The 19,381-nt window shown below is 64.7% G+C and carries 17 protein-coding genes and 1 pseudogene; 8 read left to right on the plus strand and 10 right to left on the minus strand.

Annotated elements, in window-relative coordinates:
* Positions 1–61: 61 nt before the first annotated feature.
* Positions 62–1,432 (plus strand): penicillin-binding protein activator, encoded by a 1,371-nt coding sequence (locus HQ394_RS08280; protein WP_223291959.1) that lies wholly within the window; start codon positions 62–64, stop codon positions 1,430–1,432.
* 126 nt (positions 1,433–1,558) lie between these two features.
* Here HQ394_RS08280 and HQ394_RS08285 read toward each other — a convergent pair.
* From HQ394_RS08285 to rph, 5 genes and pseudogenes are all read right to left on the minus strand, one after another.
* Positions 1,559–2,919, minus strand: a pseudogene (locus HQ394_RS08285) (IS1182 family transposase).
* A gap of 107 nt (positions 2,920–3,026) precedes the next feature.
* Complete coding sequence (gene hemW / locus HQ394_RS08290; RefSeq protein WP_223291960.1) at positions 3,027–4,190, minus strand: radical SAM family heme chaperone HemW; 1,164 nt, start codon at positions 4,188–4,190, stop codon at positions 3,027–3,029.
* A 12-nt stretch (positions 4,191–4,202) separates the two neighbouring features.
* On the minus strand, positions 4,203–5,405 hold the full coding sequence (locus HQ394_RS08295) for an MFS transporter (RefSeq protein ID WP_190262838.1): 1,203 nt from the start codon (positions 5,403–5,405) through the stop codon (positions 4,203–4,205).
* Positions 5,396–6,001, minus strand: a complete 606-nt coding sequence (gene rdgB / locus HQ394_RS08300; RefSeq protein ID WP_190262839.1) for an RdgB/HAM1 family non-canonical purine NTP pyrophosphatase — start codon at positions 5,999–6,001, stop codon at positions 5,396–5,398. The genes HQ394_RS08295 and rdgB overlap by 10 nt, the downstream gene beginning before the upstream one ends.
* Before the next feature lie 21 nt (positions 6,002–6,022).
* Positions 6,023–6,742 (minus strand): ribonuclease PH, encoded by a 720-nt coding sequence (gene rph / locus HQ394_RS08305; protein ID WP_190262840.1) that lies wholly within the window; start codon positions 6,740–6,742, stop codon positions 6,023–6,025.
* A 241-nt stretch (positions 6,743–6,983) separates the two neighbouring features.
* Here rph and hrcA point away from each other — a divergent pair, with 241 nt between their 5' ends.
* Together hrcA and grpE are read left to right on the plus strand one after the other, a co-directional pair.
* Positions 6,984–8,018 carry a heat-inducible transcriptional repressor HrcA gene (gene hrcA, locus HQ394_RS08310; protein ID WP_190262841.1) on the plus strand — a complete coding sequence of 345 codons (1,035 nt, stop codon included), beginning with the start codon at positions 6,984–6,986 and terminating at the stop codon, positions 8,016–8,018.
* A 19-nt stretch (positions 8,019–8,037) separates the two neighbouring features.
* Positions 8,038–8,901, plus strand: coding sequence for a nucleotide exchange factor GrpE (gene grpE / locus HQ394_RS08315; RefSeq protein ID WP_190262842.1), 864 nt, complete (start codon positions 8,038–8,040; stop codon positions 8,899–8,901).
* An 84-nt stretch (positions 8,902–8,985) separates the two neighbouring features.
* Here the strand turns inward: grpE and HQ394_RS08320 are convergent, their stop codons facing one another.
* Positions 8,986–9,861 carry a DUF1848 domain-containing protein gene (locus tag HQ394_RS08320; RefSeq protein WP_190263208.1) on the minus strand — a complete coding sequence of 292 codons (876 nt, stop codon included), beginning with the start codon at positions 9,859–9,861 and terminating at the stop codon, positions 8,986–8,988.
* A gap of 1,245 nt (positions 9,862–11,106) precedes the next feature.
* On the opposite strand from HQ394_RS08320, the gene HQ394_RS08325 reads away from it, so the two are divergent.
* The gene (locus HQ394_RS08325) at positions 11,107–12,126 is read left to right on the plus strand and encodes a TAXI family TRAP transporter solute-binding subunit (protein WP_190262843.1); all 1,020 of its coding nucleotides are present in this window, start codon (positions 11,107–11,109) and stop codon (positions 12,124–12,126) included.
* 199 nt (positions 12,127–12,325) lie between these two features.
* Here HQ394_RS08325 and HQ394_RS08330 read toward each other — a convergent pair whose 3' ends face one another.
* Positions 12,326–13,279: a TRAP transporter substrate-binding protein gene (locus HQ394_RS08330; RefSeq protein WP_190262844.1), complete on the minus strand. Its 954-nt coding sequence runs from the start codon at positions 13,277–13,279 to the stop codon at positions 12,326–12,328.
* 455 nt (positions 13,280–13,734) lie between these two features.
* On the opposite strand from HQ394_RS08330, the gene HQ394_RS08335 reads away from it, so the two are divergent.
* The 3 genes from HQ394_RS08335 to HQ394_RS08345 all read left to right on the plus strand — a co-directional run bounded on the left by HQ394_RS08335 (position 13,735) and on the right by HQ394_RS08345 (position 16,357).
* Positions 13,735–14,322, plus strand: a complete 588-nt coding sequence (locus tag HQ394_RS08335; protein WP_190262845.1) for a gamma-glutamylcyclotransferase — start codon at positions 13,735–13,737, stop codon at positions 14,320–14,322.
* 259 nt (positions 14,323–14,581) lie between these two features.
* Positions 14,582–15,283, plus strand: a complete 702-nt coding sequence (locus HQ394_RS08340) for a CDP-alcohol phosphatidyltransferase family protein (RefSeq protein ID WP_190262846.1) — start codon at positions 14,582–14,584, stop codon at positions 15,281–15,283.
* A gap of 66 nt (positions 15,284–15,349) precedes the next feature.
* Positions 15,350–16,357 (plus strand): glycoside hydrolase family 113, encoded by a 1,008-nt coding sequence (locus tag HQ394_RS08345; protein ID WP_190262847.1) that lies wholly within the window; start codon positions 15,350–15,352, stop codon positions 16,355–16,357.
* Between the two features lie 141 nt (positions 16,358–16,498).
* Here HQ394_RS08345 and HQ394_RS08350 read toward each other — a convergent pair whose 3' ends face one another.
* Entirely contained in the window at positions 16,499–17,341 is an 843-nt protein-coding gene (locus tag HQ394_RS08350; protein ID WP_190262848.1) for a transglutaminase-like domain-containing protein, read from the minus strand.
* 375 nt (positions 17,342–17,716) lie between these two features.
* On the opposite strand from HQ394_RS08350, the gene HQ394_RS08355 reads away from it, so the two are divergent.
* The gene (locus HQ394_RS08355) at positions 17,717–18,199 is read left to right on the plus strand and encodes an Hsp20 family protein (protein WP_190262849.1); all 483 of its coding nucleotides are present in this window, start codon (positions 17,717–17,719) and stop codon (positions 18,197–18,199) included.
* Positions 18,200–18,265: 66 nt separating this feature from the next.
* Here HQ394_RS08355 and ptsN read toward each other — a convergent pair whose 3' ends face one another.
* Both ptsN and hpf read right to left on the minus strand, forming a co-directional pair.
* The gene (gene ptsN, locus HQ394_RS08360) at positions 18,266–18,730 is read right to left on the minus strand and encodes a PTS IIA-like nitrogen regulatory protein PtsN (RefSeq protein ID WP_190262850.1); all 465 of its coding nucleotides are present in this window, start codon (positions 18,728–18,730) and stop codon (positions 18,266–18,268) included.
* 16 nt (positions 18,731–18,746) lie between these two features.
* Positions 18,747–19,322, minus strand: coding sequence for a ribosome hibernation-promoting factor, HPF/YfiA family (hpf, locus tag HQ394_RS08365; RefSeq protein WP_190262851.1), 576 nt, complete (start codon positions 19,320–19,322; stop codon positions 18,747–18,749).
* Positions 19,323–19,381 lie beyond the last annotated feature (59 nt).

Here is a 19,381-nt window from a genome sequence, read left to right on the forward strand (position 1 = left end):
TCGGCGGCCAATGTCGGATCCGCGCTTGGCGAAACGCTGACAGCCTGTTGACGAGACTGCGATGCCCGCACGGCTTTTCTCTCGCTTTCGTTCCGCCCTCGCTTGGTCATCGTTAGCCCTCGCTGTGCTCGCGGTGTGCGGCTGCGATCATTTGCAGTCGAAGGAGGCAGTGCAAGCCCCTTCACCGCCGCCGGTGGTCGTCCGCCAGCCGCCGGCACCGGTTTCGGAGACACCGGAGGTGGTCGAGCGGGTGCCCATCCTCGTCCCACCGCCCGCCGAGGCGAGGCCGGCCGAGCGGCTTGACCTGCCTGCCCTGCAGCCGGGCGACGTGCGGGTGGCACTGCTGCTGCCATTGAGCGGCACACTTGGCGACATCGGCAAGGGAATGCTGAACGCGGCGCAGATGGCGCTGTTCGACGTCGCCGACGACCACCTGCAACTGGTCCCCTACGACACCGCTGGCACGCCGGACGGCGCGCAGGCAGCGGCGAAGCGAGCGGTGGCAAGCGAGGTGTCGCTCATCCTCGGGCCGTTGCTGGCCACATCGACGCGGGCGGTGCGGCCGGTGGCCAAGGCGGCAAACGTGCCGGTGGTCTCCTTCTCCAGCGACCGCAAGGTGGGCGGTGACGGCGTCTACGTCATCGGCTTCACCCCGGAGACGGAAGTCGAGCGGGTGATGACCTACGCCGCCGACAACGGCGCCAACCGCTTCGTGCTGCTGGGTCCGAAGGATACCTATGGCGATACAGTCGCCGCCGCGGTCAGGAAAACGGCCAAAGACCGCAATCTGGTCCTGGTGCGGGTCGAGCTTTACGATCCGAAGACGACGAATTTTGCCCTAATCATCGATCGCATTCGGCCGATGCAGCCGACAGGACCGCAACCATTGCCGGCGCCGCCGGTGGCCGGAGCCCAGCCCACCGGCCAGCCGGATGCAGCCGCTCCACCGCCGCTACCCTTTGATGCCTTGCTCATCGCCGATGGCGGCGAACGGTTGCGGCAACTGGCAAACCAGTTGGCGGCGAAGGGGCTCGGGCCGGATCACGTACGCGTGCTCGGCACCGGCGCCTGGGACGAGCCAGCACTGGCCAAGGAGGCCTCGCTGGCCGGCGCCTGGATCGCTGCCCCTGAACCCAGCTTTCGCATCGAGTTCGCCGACCGCTATCAGCAGTTCTTTGGCAAGCAGCCGCCGCGCCTCGCCACCCTCGGCTACGACTCCACCGCGCTGGCTGCCGTTCTCGTCCGCAACCGGGGANNCGCGAGGGGGACGACGGATGCTTGGCTGACCAACCCCGACGGCTTTTTCGGTCGCGACGGCCTGTTCCGGTTGATGCCGGAGGGTTATGCCGACCGCCGCCTCGCCATCCTGCAGATCGGCGGTGATCAGGCTGGCGTCATCAGCGAGGCGCCTCGACGCTTCGTCGGATTCTAGCAGCCTGTCGGACTTGCGTCTCGGGCGTCGCCGGACCTGCGTAGGGATCGGTGCGTCGGCGCCTCTGTCAGCGCCATTTTGGGCGGTGCGGTCGCGCTGGCGCGCCTGCGGAACTGGCCGCGCAGGCTAGACGGCGCGGCTGAGGGCGAACATCCGCTTCAGGTTCCATGCCATGGTTACAAGCCTCCACTCGCCACGGGCGGCATTGAGCCCGCGCAGCAGGAACTGCCGGAACCCCAGCACGGACTTGATGATGCCAAACACTGGCTCGGGCGTCTGCTTGCGCAGGGCGTAGAGCGCGCGGCCCTGCGGCGTGCGCAGCCGATACGCCATCGCCTGAACCGGGGTGGGGTCTTCGGGCGCCGGTGGCGCCGCAGCGAAGCGCTCTTGCAGGCTGAGATGATGCGCCTCGCGACCAAGTGCGATCAGCGGTTCGATCCCGCCGGCCACACAGGCCTGCACATTCGCCTCGCTGAAGTAGCCATTGTCCGCCAACAGCATGTCCGGCCTGCCGAGCACGTCCGGCAGAGTGCCGATCTTGTCCAGCATGGGTGTAAGCTGCTGCTTGTCGTTGGGCGCCTGCACCACGTCGGCGACCACCACCAGCAGACTGCCCGCCGCCACCGCCGCCTGCGCATTGTAGCACTGCTCAAAACCGCCGCCCGCCACCGCCATGATGCGGCTTTCCTCGTCGGTCAGATTGATCTGATCCGTGGGCAGCGGCGTCGCCACCGGCGGCTTCGGCTCACGGCCCGTGGGCTTCTTGCCGGTGGCCGCTGCCTTGGCGTCCCGTGCTGCGAGTTTCGCCTGATGGTCTGCCTGCTCCCGTTCGAAGCGTTCCTTCGCGCGGGCCTCGATCTTCGCCCGGGCCTCGGCGAGCCTGGACAACCGTTCCTCACGTCGCGCCAGTTCGTCGGGGATCGACATGCCGTCAGCGATGTCCACCTGGTCCGCCGCTTCTGCCTTGGCCATGAGATCGGCCACTTCGGCCTGCAGTTGGGCCTCCAGCTTGCCCGCATGGTCATAGGACAGCGCGCTGTGCCGGCTGGCATTGGCGTGGACCTTGGTCCCGTCGAGCCCGACCGTTCCCAGCTTCAGCACGCCCATCTCGCGCGCGAGCACCAGCACCTGGACGAACAGCTTCTCGATCTGCGGCAGAAAGCGTCGGCGGAACGCGGCGATGGTGTCATGGTCCGGATGATCGTTCGCCGCGATGAAGCGGAACGCCACGCTGTCATAGGTCGCCCGCTCCAGCTTGCGGCTGGAGAACACCCCGGTGGCGTAGCCGTAGATCAGAATGCCCAGCAGAAGGCTGGGGTGGTAGGACGCTTCCCAGAGCCACGGTAGCTGCCGGTCATCGGCCGCAGATCCAGCCCCGCGATCACCTCCACCACGAACCGCGCCAAGTGCCGCTGCGGAAGCCACTCGTCCACCGACGGCGGCATCAGAAATCCGCTGTCGCGGTCGATCGGGCGGAAGTTGCTCATGCCGAAGAGGTCCGGGCCGGGGGCGTGAATCCATGCCCGGATTCTATAACCCACAGCTCCGCCTCGCGTTAAGTCCGACAGGCTGCTAGGCTTCGTGCTGTGCCAGCTTAGGCGAGGAGCGCCGCCATCACCGCGTTGAGACGCATCCGACCGGCGGGCGTAGCGCGCAGCACCAGTTCATCGACGATCAGAAAGCCAGCCTCGATCAGCTGCGCCAGCCGGTCGGCATCGATGCAGGCCAGGAGGTCGCGGCCGCTCCGGCGGCGAAAACGCTTGCGATCCAGTCCGGCGGTGAGCCGCAGCCCCGAAAGCAGCAGTTCCTCGGCACGCTCCCGATCAGCCAGCGGCAGCCGCTCGGCCACGCCGTCACCCCGCTCCTCCACCGCCCGCAGCCATTTCTCCGGCGCGCGCAGGGCGCGGATCGCCGCGGTGGTGCCGCCGACGGTGAGCCTTCCATGCGCCCCCGGGCCAATGCCGAGATAGTCCGTACCCTGCCAGATGACGACATTGTGCCGACAGGCGTTCCCCGGGCCGGCGTGATTGGAGATCTCGTAGGCTGGCAAGCCCGCGGCCTCCAGCATGTCCTGGGTCAGCTCGTAGAGGTCGGCGCCACGATCTTCATCCGCGGCGGCGACGCCATCGCGATAAAACTTCGTCCCCGGCTCGATCGTCAGCTGATAGACGGACAGGTGGCCGGAGGCGAAGCTTAGCGCTTCCGCCAGTTCGGCGCGCCAGGCAGCGAGCGTCTGTCCCGGCCGGGCGTAGATCAGATCGAAGGAACTGCGCGGGAAAATGCGCGCCGCGAGCGCCACCGCAGCGCGGGCGTCGGCGGCGGAGTNGGCCACACGGCCGAGGCGTGCCAGCGACGCATCATCCAGCGCCTGGACGCCGAGCGACAGCCGATTGACCCCGGCGGCGCGAAAGCCAGCGAAGCGGCCCGCTTCAGCCGACGTGGGGTTGGCTTCAAGGGTGACCTCCACATCGTCGGCAACCGGCCACAGGGCGGCGACCGCATCGAGGACAGCGGCGACGGTAACCGGACGCATCAACGATGGTGTGCCGCCGCCGAAGAAGACACTGGCGACGACGCGGCCACGGGTGGCTTCGGCGTAGGCGGCAAGCTCGCGGGCGTAGGCTGCGGCCCAGCGCTCGTGGTCGATGCTCGCCGCGACATGGCTGTTGAAGTCACAGTAAGGACATTTCGAAAGACAGAACGGCCAATGCACATAGATGGCCAGTTCGTCACCCGCCATTGCGGCTGCAATCCCCATCGGGGGCGATCCCTACTCCGCCGCGGCCGCCGCCGGCAGGCGCTTCGCGTCCTCCACGTCCGGCATGGCGAGCACCAGGACGACGGTCATCGCGGCGATCGTCGCCAGCAGCAGAAACAACGCCTGGAAGCCGGCTGAGCGCACCAGCGGCCCCAGCCCGGCGACCGCCAGCCCGCTGATGCCAAAGGCGATGGTGAACCGGAGACCGGTGATCCGCGAGCGGATGCGATCGTCGAAATAGCGAACGCTTACCGCGTCGATGAAGGNGATCTGACCGAAGATCAGCACCATCTGCGCAATCAGCAGCAGGTAGAACCACCAGCCGGTAGCTGCGGTCGTAGCCAGGAACACCAGCGGCAAGGCGATGACCACGGCAAAGTACAGCCGCTTCAACGGCAGCCGGTCGATCAGCCGACCAACCAGCGGCTGTGCGAGCGAGGCAATGGCGTAGACCACGGCAAGCAACAAGCCACTCTTCGCCGGATCGCTGGCAACCACCTCCATCCGTTCGGCGAGGAGTTGACCGTTGCCGTTGGTGGTGAAGTTGAAGATCAGCGCGCTGCAGATGGCGACGCCGTCGGTCAGCAGGCCGAACACCCGCAGTGCGTCCGCCTTTGGCAGCGGGATCGTTTGTGCCAGCCGCTTTGCCGGCGGCTGATGTTCGCGTGGCGCGACAACGGCAAACACCGTTCCGGCGGCGATGGCGAGCAACCCGGGGACAATGAACGCCATCCGCCAGCCCGACCAGGTCACCAGCATCCCAGTGACGGCGGCCGCAGCGGCGATGCCGAGATTGCCGGCAAGACCGTTGATGCCGATCCGCCAGCCCGGGTCGGGCGCGTTTTCCACCAGCATGGGAATGCCGACGGGATGGTAGATGGCGGCAAACGCCCCCATGATCGTCAGCGCTGCCGCCAGTTGCCAGGGCGCCTGCGCCAGGGCGACAGCGATTGTCGCCGCACCAATGCCGAAAAAGAAGACGAGCATCATCGCCCGACGGCCCCACAGGTCGCCAAGGCGTCCCGCCAATGCGGCACCGATGCCGAAGAGCAGGAAGGCACCGGTGGCGTAAGGCATGAGCTGCTCCCAATCCATGGCAAAGTCGGCGGCGATGGCACCGACGGCCGAGGCGAAGATCAGCAGCACGAAATGATCGATGGCGTGGCCGAGGCTGAGGAGGACGGTGGTGGCGCGGCGCCGGCAGGCTAGAAGCATGCGCTGACCAGTTTGGCGAAGGCATCGGCGCGGTGGCTGATGCGATGTTTCTCCTCTGGCGTCATTTCGCCGAAGCTCTGGGCGTAACCGTCGGGCACGAACAGGGGATCGTAACCGAAGCCGCTGCAGCCCCTTGGCGGCCAGATAAGTTCGCCGTGGACGACACCTTCAAAGCTGGCGCATTGGCCGTCCGGCCAGCAGACGACGAGGGCACAAACGAAGTGGGCGCGTCGGTTGGCAACTCCCTGCAGCCGCTCCTCCACCCGGCGCATGGCGAGGGCGAAATCCCGCTCCGGACCACCCCAGTCGGCGGAATAGACGCCCGGTTCGCCACCAAGGGCATGGACGCAGAGGCCGGAATCGTCGGCCAGCGCCGGCAGGCCGGTGGCGGCCGCGGCGGCGCGCGCCTTGATCATGGCGTTGCCGATAAACGTGGTCTCAGTCTCGTCCGGAACCGGCAACTGCAACGCGCCGACGGAGACCACCTTGGTGCCGAAGGGGCGCAGCAGGTCGCCGATCTCCGCCACCTTGCCGGCGTTGTGACTGGCGATCACCAGCGTGCCGGTGCCAAGCCGGCGCGGCGTTTGCGCGTTCATCGNCCGGAGGCTTCCCGGATGCTATGCAAGGTCGAGTACTTCGCGCTGCAGGCGGGTCAGTTCATCGACCCCTTTGCGTGCGAGGCCCAGCAGCGACAGAAACTGCGTCTCGTCGAATGGCTTGTCCTCGGCGGTAGCCTGAATCTCGACGATCTGCCCCGAGCCGGTAAAGACGAAGTTGGCATCGGCCTGGGCGGCGCTGTCCTCGGCGTAGTCCAGATCGAGCACGGCGTCACCCTGATAGAGGCCACAGGAGACCCCGGCCACCTGATCGGTCAGCGGCACCTTCTTGATAATGCCAAGCTCCACCAGCCGGCGGAAGGCAGCGTAAAGCGCCACGTAGCCACCGGTGATACTGGCGCAACGGGTGCCACCATCGGCCTGGATGACGTCGCAGTCGATCCGCACCTGGATCTCTCCCAGCGCTTTGAGGTCGGTGACCGCACGCAGGCTGCGGCCAATCAGCCGCTGAATCTCCTGGGTGCGGCCGGTCTGCCGGCCTCGGCTCGCCTCGCGGTCGGTGCGCCCGGCGGTGGCGCGGGGCAGCATGCCGTATTCGGCGGTCACCCAGCCACGGCCGCCGTCGCGCATCCAGCCGGGCACCCGCTGCTCAACGGTGGCCGTGCACAGCACGTGCGTGTCGCCAAAGCGGGCGAGGCAGGAGCCCTCGGCATATTTATTGACGCCAACCTCCAGACTGATCGGGCGGAGATGCGTGGGCGCGCGCCCTGATGGTCGCATGGCGACTTCCAACCTTTCCCTGGGAACTGCAAGCACACTAAGTCGCGGCACCCTAACGCCTACCCTGGCGGTGGTCAAAGCCCGACGCATTGACGCGGGCCCGGTGAAGCGACTACATCACACACATACACAATGCGCTGACGGTGCGCGGAAGTTATCATTGCGATCCCGTCGGCGAGGGCGAGAGCAGAGTAACGGATACTCCCACGCAACCATGCCGGAACACTGGTAACGGCCGACAATGATTGGCGAGTTGAGTGCGCGGTCGCGCGAGATATTCCGGCAGGTGGTCGATGCGTATTTGGAGACGGGAGAGCCCATCGGTTCGCGCACCCTCTCCAGGCGGCTGACGGTCAGCCTCTCGCCGGCGACGATCCGCAACGTCATGGCGGACCTTGAGGAATCGGGACTGCTGTTTTCGCCGCATGCATCCGCCGGGCGACTGCCGACGGAAGCCGGATTGCGCCTGTTTGTCGACGGCCTGCTTGGCGTCGGGGCACTTGCCGACGACGACCGCCGCAGTCTGTCGCAGCAGTGTGCCGGATCGTCCACCAGCATCGACGGGCTGTTCGAGGCGGCGACCACCGCGCTTTCCGGTCTCGCCCGCTGCGCCGGACTGGTGACCGCGCCGAAGACCGAACTGCCGCTGAAACATATCGAGGTGGTCAGCCTGAGCCCGTCCCGCGCCCTCGTCGTCATCGTCACCGAGGCGGGCGTGGTGGAGAACCGGGTGATCGAGACGCCGCCCGATCTGCCACCGTCGGCGCTGGTGGAAGCATCCAACTTCCTCTCAGCGCGGCTAGTGGGGCGGACCATTGTCGAAGCGCGGACCGAGATCCTGGCCGAACTGCAGCGGCACACCGACATGCTCGATCAACTCACCGGCCGGGTGGTGGAATCGGGCCTCGCCACCTGGGGCGGCGACGGCAAGAGCGGGCAGTTGATCGTTCGCGGACAGGCTCACCTGCTCGACGACGTGCAGGCGATCGGCGAACTGGAGCAGATCCGCGCGCTGTTCGCCCTGCTGGAAACCAAGGAGACGATGCTGCAGGTCCTCTCGATGGTGGAGGGCGGCGAAGGGGTGCAAATCTTCATCGGCGCCAGCAGCCCGCTGTTCAATGTGACCGGCTGTTCGATGATCGTCAGCCCCTATCGCGACGGCCGAGAGAAGATCATCGGCGCCATCGGGGTGATCGGTCCGACACGGATGAATTATGCCCGGATCATTCCGATGGTAGACTACACCGCGAAATTGATCGGGCGAATGATCGGTTAAGCAAGGACGAGGGAATACAATGCCACAAGGCGGTGAATTGAACGACCAGAACCGGAGCGACCTGGGCGAGGCGACCGCATCGGCTTCGACGCCATCAGCAGCGGCGTCCGCCGAGGCCGTGGATCTGGAAGCGAAGCTCGCCGAGTTGGAAGCGCAGATTGCCCAGCTGAAGGAAGATCGGCTGCGTGCGCTGGCGGAAGTGGAGAATGTCCGACGCCGGGCAGCGCGCGACCGCCAGGATGCGAGCCAGTANCCCATCAGCAACTTCGCCCGCGACACACTGGTCGTTGCCGACAATCTGCAGCGAGCCATGGCCAGTGTCGACCCGGTGGCGCGTGCCAGCGATCCCGTTCTTGAAACGCTGATGAGCGGAATCGAGATGACCGAGCGCGGGCTGCTGGCCGTGCTTGAGCGCAACGGCATCAAGCCAATCCCGGCGGAAGGCGTGCTGTTCGATCCGCACGTGCATGAGGCGATGTTCGAGATCCCGAACCTCACGGTGCCGCACGGAACGGTGCTGCAGGTGCTGGAAAACGGCTATCTGCTTCACGACCGTACCCTGCGGCCGGCGCGGGTCGGTATCTCCCGCGGCGGGCCGAAACTGCCGCCGGGAGCGGCGGTGCCCGACAGTGCCGCCGCAACGGCGGCTGCGGCCGATGTGGTCGCCGATCCGCCAGCAGCGGCGGAAGCACCGGTCAGCGAGGGCTCCGGTACTGCTACCGCAGACTCCGCCGCACCGAGTGCCGACGCCAGCGAAGCCGGTGGTCCGGCGGCAGAGAACATCTTTGACTTTACGCCGCGGGCCACGGCCACGGGCGAGCGCTATCAGCAGCCGCAGGAGGGCGAGCAGCGTTCAGGTGCGCGCGTCGACGAGACGCTGTAACCAAATGCCACGGCGCCGGCTGACCGAAAGTTTCGGCACCGGCGCTCGGTCCGGCACTTCAGGCCAGTGCGTTAGGCCGGTGCGTCAGGCGATGAGGAAATCGTGCGCCGGGTCGTGGGCGTGAAAGCGGCGCTTGGCCAGCGTCTGGTTGGTCACCGCGTAACAGTAGATGCAGCCATGCGGGCAGCTGTCATAGGCACCGATATCCCGCGATGACCAGCAGCCACAGCCGTCGCGGTGCGGCTTGCGGGCGGCGCTGAGCTGCCGGCCGGCAATGGCGGCGAGACGCTCGGCGTCGATGCAGCGGGCGACGCCGACGCCTTCGCAGGCAAACTCCGGCTGCGAACACAATGACAAGCGCATTCGGCGCTGAGCGGCGATGGCGGCAAGCTCGACCAGCAACGCCTGCTTTGTCGCCGCCAGCGGATCAGTCCAGGTGAACGTACCGGCGGTGGTGGCGGCGGCGAGATTGCGTGCGGTTTTGCGATAGATGTGCGCCCAGGAGACGACCACCTCGTCCACCGCCCCGGCAAGCGCATCGGCTAGGCGGCGGAAGGTATCTCGGTGCCAGGCGGGTGGCGTCAGCGAGGTAGAGATGATCGGATCGTAGCGCCAGACAACCGAGACCGAACCGAATTCACGCGACAGGCTGCGCAGTTGCGCCACCGCGCGATCGCTGGCGATGGTCGCCACATCGAGCGACCGCGGATAGCCGGTGACGGTAAACTGGACAATGAACGGCACCCCCATGGCGGCGACCGCCGCCAGCGCCGGGCGGAACTTTTCGCAATTGCGTGTCCAGAAGACGAACCCCTCGACGTTGGGCGGGCGAAGCGACAGGGTCGATGGTGGCCCGCCGTAGGGATTGCGCACGCGCACCGATCCCACCTGCAGTCGCGCCAGGAACCATTCGGCATAAAACGCAGGGATATCGGTGCGATAGCTGGCCGAGACGATCATAGGCATACCGCGACAGGAAAACACCGGACGCCCGTTAGGGTGTTGATCACGGGCGGGCGAACCGCCGATGCCGCGTAATCCCCACACGCCTCGTGCACAGGCACTCTGCCGCATCTGCCCGCCGCTGTCGATTCACCAGCCTGCGAGCGCCGACATTTTCCTGCCCCATTACCGCCACAGATCAATATTATTGGTTTCTTTATATACATAACTAATATCTATATACGCACCGATCGGCAGCGCACGCAGCGCTTGACACCCTAATGGGGTGGATTATAGGGTTTAGTCCTGTGTGCAATCGACCACATCAGGGGAATGTCACCGCTATGTTGGCAGCATCGACCGCACTTGTCGTTTTGGGTTTGCTCGCGTCCTGCCACATCGGCAGGGATGCGTCCGCCGTCCGGGTCAGGTCAGCCAGCTGCGCCGGCACAAACGGCGACGGCCGCAAGGGATCATCGAAAAGGCAGTGCCGTTGAATCGGCGAACGCCATTGCCAGCCCGCAAACCCGGCAACACGGTGCGGGTGCGTCTAATGAGCCGCCGCCGCGCCAAGCCTGGACGGCTTAAAGGGAACGATTCTCACGCCTGATCGTTGAAGTCGTATGCTTCGCACGCTGCTCGCACAACTTCGCAAGCAACGCCGCTGGCTACTTCGGATTAGTCGGGAGAAGCGCGATGAAATCAATTATTCTTTGGGCACTCGGCGTGCCACTGGTTGCCATCGTTCTACTGAACGTTTTTCACGTTCTTTAGCGCGATAGCCAAAGCACAATCGCTGGCATAACGATTGTTTTGCTGTCAGCGTCGGCGCTGGCCAGCCGCGTCGCGCAGCACTTCGGCTCCCCATCCAGCGGACCGTTGGTCTTGTGGTTGCGTCTGCTGATGATTGCCTTTCCGGCCGGTCCGCCGCCGACCATCGCTATCGCCGCACTTGGCAGCGATGGTCGACGGTGACGGTTCGCATCATTGCCTCGTCACCGGCGTGTTGGCTATAAGGGATGCCGACGATGCGCGGTGTCTCGGTTCGGGGGCCAGTCGGTTGCTTGCAGTTGGTTGGCTGCGGTCGGTTGATGGTACTCGGTTGATTGTCTGGCCGCGCTGATGCTGATGGCTTGCGCGGTCCCTGGGGCCGGTTTCCCGATCGCAATCCATCCCACCCGCTGCGTCGTCAGAACAGGAAACTGGCTATGGCGTGGCTCTGGGGCTGGATCGACCCAATTGCTGTGAAAGGCACCGTTCAAGATGACATACCTTCGTCGCGTGCTGCTGGCGACGCTGGCGGGTATTGCCCTCCTGGGAGCGTTCGTTGCACCCGCCGGTGCGAATGAACCGAAGACCTTTTTCACCATCGGCACCGGCAGCGTCGACGGCGTCTATTATCCGGTTGGCCAGGCGATCTGCCGTATGCTCACCCGGCTCGCCATTGACTCAGCGGCGACCAACAAACCGATGGTGCGCTGCTCGGCCCAACCCACTGGCGGCTCGATCGACAACATTAACCAGCTGGCGGCACACCGCTTCGACTTCGCTGTCGTCCAGTCGGATATCGCCGATGCCGCCTTCAGTGCGACGGCAAACGACGGCGTGATCGATATGAGCAACCTGCGCGCGGTATTTTCGCTGAATGCCGAGCCGTTCCATCTCGTCTCCGCAAAGAACAGCGGTATCCACAAGTTTGCCGATCTGCGCGGCAAGCGCGTCAACATCGGTGCGCCCGGCTCAGGGCAGCGGGAAATGATGGAAGCGCTGATGAAGCGCTACGGCATTACGGCAGCGAACTTCGCCACAGCAGCCGAGTTGCCGCCGGGAGCCCAGACTCAGGCGTTGTGCGACGGAACCATCGATGCCTACGTCTACGTGATCGGCGTCCCCGATACCGGCATCGCCCGCGCCACCGACGAATGTGGCGCTTACCTGGTTCCGGTGCAGGATCCACCTGCGCGGGCGCTGGTCAAGGATGTTCCAGGCTACGCGCTGGCGACGATCCCGAAAGGCATGTACGGCACCACGGCTACCAACATTCCGACCATCGGCGTCGTTGCCACCCTGGTGACCACGGCCGACATGGATGCGGATCTGGTTTACGCACTCACGCGTACGGTGATGGAGAATCTCAACGAGATTCGCAGCTTCCACCCTGCCCTCGCCGCGCTCAACGCCGAGACGATGAGCCAGTACGGGATCGCCATCCCGCTGCATCCCGGCGCTCTACGCTACTTCAAGGAGCGCGGCTGGGTAGCCAGCACCGCCGCCGCAAAGTAACTGTCGCCGCGCGCGATTCGACGCACCGCCAAGCCAAGGCGGTGACACCAACATTTGGCACCGTGCCTAGGCCTGGATGCGAGCCAGGATGCACGATATACGCGATCAGGATGCGACAGCGCGAGACGTAGAGTGCGATGCCGGCCGCGGTTTCGGCCCGGCAATCTCAGACCGGCAAGCGGGACGGCAGTGGCGCTCGTCAGTGCGCGTCGATGTCGTCCCATTGCGCGTGTTCTTCGCGAAACTTGTTCATCGACGCCCAGACGCGACGGAACTCGGCACTGGCAGTGCCTTCCTCCTCGACGATCTGCAACCAAGCCCGGCGCAGCTCGTCACGGATGGGCGTCGGCCAGCGATGCAGCGTGGTTCCGCCCTCCTCCAGTTCCTTGAGCGCCTGATATTGGGCAGCTTCGCCATCGGCAAGGGCATCGCGCACGTTATCACCGCAAACGGTCTCCACCTGAACGCGTTGCCCGCTGCGCAGCTGCCGCCACTTCTTGATATTAATCAACACGGCGAGAACCCCGGNCGACTGCTGCCATCCCGGCAAGTAGTAATTGCTCAGCAGGTCATGAAACCCCACCGCGCGGTCGATCGATGGCGCGGAGTATATGACACCATCCAACCTCTGCGTTTCGATCGCCTGTTTCACCGTTGCCACATCGAAGGCATGAGTCTGGGCGCCGAGACGGTGGAGTGCCTTGGCACCCAGGCCGTTGATGCCGACCTTGAGGCCCCGCAAATCGGTAACAATCTCCACCGGCTCCCGGAACCAGCCCGCCGCTGCCGCTGGCAGCACGCCGCAGACGATTGCGCGCATGCCATGCGCTTCAGCCATCGCCTGGAGAATGTCCATCCCCTCGCCGGCATAGAGCCAAGCAATCAGGGCGTTGCTACGGGGGCCAAACGGGTAACCGCCATAGAGGTTGAACGCCGGCAACGGCGTCGCTATCAGGCCGGGAGCAACGAACGCCGCGTCCACCGCCCCCGATGCAACCGCCTCGAACAGGTCGCCAATCGGCACCAATGTGCCCGGTTCGTTGAAGCTGATTTCTATCTCGCCGCGGGAGACTTCACTGATCCGCCGGTCGAAGCGGCGCCCCAGCGCACCGGCGATGGGCATCGAGCTTGGTACGGCGCTCGCCATTTTCATCTCGANCGCCTGGGCGCNGGCAGCAGCAGTTTTGGTAAATCCTTGGCGATCTCCTGTGGCGGCGACACCGATGCCGTACCGCGTTGCTGCGGTGTCAACCGGGGCGCGATCACCGTCGCACCAACGACGATGCCGAGGACCACACCGATGATCAGGCCAATTCCGCCGCTACGCATCCTTCGCGAATGTCCTATCCATGCCGTCCCTATGCGCGAGACGAACCCGATGGTGGCGAGTCGACGGGCGTTTATTGACGGGTTCGTCTATCGCAGGAGCGCCGACGCTATCCCAGGCAGCGGATGACGACAAGCACCCTCCGTGGCCGGGTGCGAAGGCAGTGGTTTTACCTGACTGCCCACGGGATCTGGACCTGTGGCCGCTTCGATGATCACAATAACCGCGAAGATCACCAGAGCCTCTGACGATGGGGCAAGCACACGAGCAGCATACGGCCGATGGCGGACATATCCAGCACCGAAACAGGCAATACGAGCGGCAGCTTCTGGGTTTTCGGCTACGGCTCGCTGATGTGGCGGCCGGGCTTTCCCTATCTGGAAGCCATCCCTGCCGTCATCCGCGGCTTCCACCGCTCATTCTGCATCTACTCGTGCTATCATCGCGGTACGCCCGAGCAACGTGGTCTAGTCCTTGGTCTCGATCGTGGNGGAAATTGTCGCGGCCTCGTCTTTCGCGTCGCCGCCGCCGAAGCCGCCAGTGCCCGCGCCTATCTCGATGAACGCGAATTGATCGGCTACGCCTATAAGCCGATGACGCTGCCGGTCGAGACGATTAATGGCCCGGTTGACGCATACGTCTACGTCGCCGACCCGGAGCACCAGCAATATGCCGGCGAAGTGGACCTGCAAAGGACGGCGGAGATTATCGTCGCCGCGCGCGGTGTCGCCGGGCTCAATCGCGACTATCTCATCAATACCGTGCGGCGGTTGGAGCAGCTTGGCTTCGTCGACAGCCGTCTGCATGCGCTGCTGGANGAGCGGGTGGAATACCTAACCGGGGCAATCGAAGCCGGTGGCGGCATCTGAACCATCGCGACCCGCCGGTAAACAGCCATGCCCCGCAATCGCCTATAGATAGAAATTTACGACAAATCACAACGCCTCTGTGGTATAGTGGTGGCGCTGAAGCACTGGACCTCTTTTAAAGACGCTGTGCGCTTGACGGGAAAGAGTTCTCCGGGCCGAGTGTAAGTGGGTCGGCACGTTTCTCGCCACGCCAAGAACGGTGGTGGGAACGGAGATTGATCCGCGGCGTTTGCGCTTATGAACGGTGCGATCGATCATCATGGCAAACCTGATCACACTTGCGCGTTTTTGCCTCCTGTTCTTGCTCATCGGCATGGCCTATCGAGCACCGGCGCCATGGCAACTGCTCGATGCGCCGCTCGTCATCTTCATCATCGCCCTCGACGGCCTGGACGGCTACGTGGCGCGACGCCGTGGTGAGACCTCGGTGTTCGGTTCGATCTTCGATATTGCCGTCGACCGCGCGGTAGAAAACGTCCTGTGGATCGTCCTCGGCGACCTGGGACTGATCCCCATGTGGGTGGCTATCGTCTTCGTTTGCCGCGGCGCCATCGTCGATACCATCCGCTACGCCGTCATGTCCGGAGACGCGACTCCCTTCGGCATCATGCACTCGCCACTCGGCAAAATGCTCGTCGCCAGCCGGGCCATGCGCGGCATCTACGGCGGCGTCAAGACGGCCACCTTCGCCTGGGTGTTGTTGCTGCAGCCGTTGCAGATGCTTGCCGCCGCCTGGTGGCAACGATGGAGCGACGTCGGCAACGCGGTGACGAGCGGGCTGATTGGCGCATCGGTGGCGCTCTGTCTGCTGCGCGGGATGCCGGTGGTCGTCGAATTCGTCCTCGATCAGCGCATCATCCGGCCGCGCGGCCCCGCCCCGCTGCGACCGGAGGTCGCAGCGCCTGACACAAATACCACCGCAGATGTGATCGCGACAACAGATTCTCAGCGCCTGCCGTAAGACGATTGGGAAGTTACCTGCCGCGGGTGCCAAGCATGCGCGCGCGGCTGTAGGCAGGATGAGAGAATGACGCAGGCACACCATCCAGCGAACAGCTTCACAGACGAACGCCTCTCCCGCGGCTGGTCGCGTCGGTCACTGCTGGCCGCGGCGCTCACCACCAGTGTCGCCCCTTTCGTGCCACGGCCGGTTGCCGGCGCCATCGCTGCCCCATCGAGCGTGATCATCCGCGGCATGAGCCTGCCCTCCTGGCAGCACGGTACCTATCACACCCGCCGCTATGCGGAGAGCCTGCTTAGTCTAGCTGATATGGGTTTCACCGCCGCTGCCATCAGTCCGAACCATACCATCGCCTCTGCCGCCGATTGCCGGTTCGTCACCAGCGCCTACAATGAAAGCTTCGATGATGTGGCGCTCGCGGTGGAACAAGCACGCAAGGCGGGTCTCGACGTCCTGCTCGAGCCGAGGCTTACCGTCTTCGATTGTAGCCGGTCCGCTGGCACCATCGATCCGGCAGACACGGAGACGTTCTTCGCCGGCTATGGTCAGCTGATCCGACGCTATGCCGGGCTGGCCACACGTTACGATGCCTCTGTGCTGGCCATTGGCTGTGAACTCAGCCGTCTCACCGGGCCTGAGCATCGCCAGACTTGGCTGCGGCTGATCGATGCTGTCCGACAGACGTTCAAGGGCTCCCTGGTCTATGCCGCCGCGAGCGACGAGGCGTTACGGGTTTCCTTCTGGGATGCCCTCGACTACATCGGCGTCCAGACGTGCGCATCATTGGGCCCGACAGAGCCGTCGAACGTGGAGACGATTCTTGCCCATTGGCTGCAATCATTACCCAGCGCTGCTGCGGCAGGCGGGCACGGTCAGACGGCGCACGCGACACCGTGGCCCCGCCTCGCCGCGCAGTATCGCAAGCCGATTCTGCTCACCGCCGCTGGCGTCCGTCGCATCGCCGCCACGCCGGGGAGCCCGGAGGGCGGCGATAATAACCGTCGTCGCCGCCGATTTCGCGATGCAGGCCAGCTTCTACGAGGCGATGATGCGACAGGCATCCGAGATCAATGATGGCTGGCTCGCCGGCATCTTTCTTGCCGGATGGCGGATCGACGCCGCGCCGAGGACCCTGACCACGGCAAGACGGCCTTCTTGAAAATGACCCCGCCAGCCGCACCGGACAGCAGCCATCCCGCTCGTTTCTGTGTCCGCTCAGGCCTCCGTCTTGACGGCGCTGGTGGTCATCGGCGCATTGGCGTCGCCTTCGCCCTCGATCCAGACCTCCGGTGGCTCGAACTCTACTGCGCCGAAAGGGGTGCAGAAGGCGACCTCCGCCGCATCACGGCCGACGCCGATGCGCACCAAGCCATTCGGCGCCGCCTTGCGGGTGGGATCGAACACATACCAGCCAATGCCCGTCGGACCGTTGAGCAGGGCTTCAAACACGGCGTGAAAATCCGGCGGATCGAGACGCCAAGCGTAGGCGCTGACGTAGCGGGCGGGAATGCCCAGCGCTCGGCAGAGGGCAATGCCGAGGTGGGCAAAGTCGCGGCACACGCCACTCCGTTGGGTCACCGTATCGAAGGCCGAGGTCAGCGCATCAGACGAGCCAAGGATGTAATCGACGTTGTCATAGATCCAGTTGCAGATGCTGTTGACCCGCTCATAGCCGGGCGGCAGCGCACCGAAGGTCCGTCTCGCAAATCGCTCCAGTTTGTCTGACTGACAGTAGCGGCTGGGATAAAGGTGGGTGAGGACTTCGAGCGGCAGCTCGGCCGCGGCAATTTCGCCGATGGCGTTCGCGTCGAGGAGCTGCGGGTTCAGATCCACCACGGCCTCGTAGCGCAGACGAAAATCGCCCGGCTCCACATTGATCCGCAGGTAGCGATTGCCGCTTTCCGGCATCGTCCAGCGCTCGATCGGCCCTGACGGCGTCAACTGGAGCTGTTCGGAGCAGATCGTCTGCGCCGGGAACTGCGCCACTTCAACGTTGAAAACAAATGGCGTCGGTGTCTCGACCCGGTAGGCGAGAGAACTGCCGAGGGAAAATCGCATCTCAAACTCCTGCTTTGACCACCGTCCGCTTTTGGCGGCAGGCATCCGCCCACGTCGGATCGGCAGCCGGAACCTCGCCTTCGCCGCCAATGCTCAACCGACGGCAGGCATGGCCTGCCCCATCGGCATGGCCTGTCTGCCGCAACTTGGCAGCTTTACGCGCGAACCGACACTCGGGTTCCTTTGGTCAGGCGCAGAAACGCGCAAGAGAGAGCAACATGGCCGTTGGCGGCCGCAACATCGTTGACAAGTTTCGTTGCGTCGACCCACCTATGTAGGATGGCTTCGACGGCTGTCGATCGCCACTGGAGGGTTCGCCAATCCTGGGGGCCCGTCAGCGAGCGTACTCGCTCTCGCTTGGAGGGGCACGCGCCCATGTCTCGGACGTCCAACTTTGGCAGCCCGTTTCTGCTCGGATTCGAAAATCTGGAACGCCTCGTCGACCACCTGACCAAGAACGCCGGCGATGGGTATCCACCCTACAACATCGAGCAGATCGGGGAGTACGGCCTGCGTATTACCTTGGCCGTCGCCGGCTTCGCCCTCGATGATCTGACGGTGCTGCTCGAAGCACAGCAGATCGTCATCCGCGGCCGCAAGCCGGAAGAGGATCGCGCCCGCGTCTTTCTCCATCGGGGTCTGGCCACCCGCCAGTTTCAGCGCACGTTCCTGATCGCCGACGGGATTGAAGTGGTGGGGGCGACGCTCGACAGCGGCCTGCTGCATATTGACCTCCGCCGCCGCCGGCCAGAACCGGAGGTGCGCAGGATCAGCATCTGCCGTGGGTCTAGTAGCGGTTCAACCGCGCCGGCACCGCAGGCGGTCGATGTGGCGATCGACGTAACGCTCGAGCCGTAGCATCGACGCTCACACCCGCCGGGGTAGCCGCAGCGGCTTGCCTGCGGACGCCCCGCAGTGCGCCGCTCAGGCAGCCCAACTGGAGGTGTTGTCGATAAGAAGCGCGTAAAGCGCCTCGGCGTTGTCCGTACCCCGCAGCTTTTCACAGGCACGCTTGTCGCGCAGCAGGCGCGAAACGCGGGCCAGCGCCTTCAGATGATCAGCGCCGGCCTCTTCGGGGGCAAGAAGCAGAAAAATCAGGTCAACCGGGCGATCGTCGATCGCCTCGAAATCGATCGGATGCTCGAGCCGGGCAAATATGCCGAACATTTGCTCCAGTTCGGCCAGCTTGCCATGCGGAATGGCGATGCCGTTGCCGACGCCGGTGGTCCCCAGGCGCTCACGTTTCATCAGCGTCGAGAAGATTTCCCGCTCCGACTGACCCGTCAGTTCCGCCGCACGTCGCGCCAGTTCCTGCAATGCCTGCTTCTTACTCGTCGCCCGCAGCCGGGCAATAACCTGCTCCGGCTTTAGCAAGTCGGCAATTTCCATACTTTTCCGCCTGCTCTTACGTCTTGGCGGCGTTGACGGGATCGATCCAGCCGATGTTCCCGTCGGGACGCCGATAGACGACATTGAGACCGCCGTGGGAGCGGTTGCGAAACATAATGGCCGGCGTGTCAGCGAGGTCCATCCGCATGACCGCTTCACCAACGCTGAGCGTTGCGATCTCGGCCGAAAGTTCGGCAATAATCGCCGGCTGTCCTTCAGCGGGAAGTTCTCCCTCCTCCGCTTCCGGAGCCATGATGAACTGCTGCGCAATCACCACGTCGTCGCTACTTCGACCCTTGTGATGATCGCTCAGCCGCCGCTTGTAGCGGCGCAACTGTTTGCCGATCCGCTCCATCGCCGCGTCAAAGGCGGCGTAGGCATCGTCGGCGCTGCAGCGACCCTGCAGGGAGACGCCGCGCAGGGGATGCACCGAAATGTCGGCCCGAAAACGATGCGCATCGCGCGAAATAGTCACCCCGGCATCAAGTGCCTTGGCGAAATACTTGGCGACAGTCTCGCCTAATTCGCGATTAATGTGCAAACGCAACGCTTCGCCGACATCAAGACCTCTGCCGTTAATCAAAATGTCCATGATAGAACTACCTTGCCGCTAACGTTCCGGTTTCTCGATCCGGGGATGGGCTGCCCGCG

The organism is Defluviicoccus vanus, assembly GCF_014672695.1.
GTDB lineage: Bacteria > Pseudomonadota > Alphaproteobacteria > Rhodospirillales > Defluviicoccaceae > Defluviicoccus > Defluviicoccus vanus.

Bases quoted from the DNA above. Each gene is read 5' to 3' on its own strand.
- hrcA (WP_190262841.1), top strand. From the start codon at position 6,984: ATGATTGGCGAGTTGAGTGCGCGGTCGCGCGAGATATTCCGGCAGGTG.
- rdgB (WP_190262839.1), bottom strand. From the start codon at position 6,001: ATGAACGCGCAAACGCCGCGCCGGCTTGGCACCGGCACGCTGGTGATC.
- HQ394_RS08345 (WP_190262847.1), top strand. From the start codon at position 15,350: ATGACGCAGGCACACCATCCAGCGAACAGCTTCACAGACGAACGCCTC.
- rph (WP_190262840.1), bottom strand. From the start codon at position 6,742: ATGCGACCATCAGGGCGCGCGCCCACGCATCTCCGCCCGATCAGTCTG.
- HQ394_RS08325 (WP_190262843.1), top strand. From the start codon at position 11,107: ATGACATACCTTCGTCGCGTGCTGCTGGCGACGCTGGCGGGTATTGCC.
- HQ394_RS08350 (WP_190262848.1), bottom strand. From the start codon at position 17,341: ATGCGATTTTCCCTCGGCAGTTCTCTCGCCTACCGGGTCGAGACACCG.
- HQ394_RS08355 (WP_190262849.1), top strand. From the start codon at position 17,717: ATGTCTCGGACGTCCAACTTTGGCAGCCCGTTTCTGCTCGGATTCGAA.
- HQ394_RS08320 (WP_190263208.1), bottom strand. From the start codon at position 9,861: ATGATCGTCTCGGCCAGCTATCGCACCGATATCCCTGCGTTTTATGCC.
- HQ394_RS08340 (WP_190262846.1), top strand. From the start codon at position 14,582: ATGGCAAACCTGATCACACTTGCGCGTTTTTGCCTCCTGTTCTTGCTC.
- ptsN (WP_190262850.1), bottom strand. From the start codon at position 18,730: ATGGAAATTGCCGACTTGCTAAAGCCGGAGCAGGTTATTGCCCGGCTG.
- hpf (WP_190262851.1), bottom strand. From the start codon at position 19,322: ATGGACATTTTGATTAACGGCAGAGGTCTTGATGTCGGCGAAGCGTTG.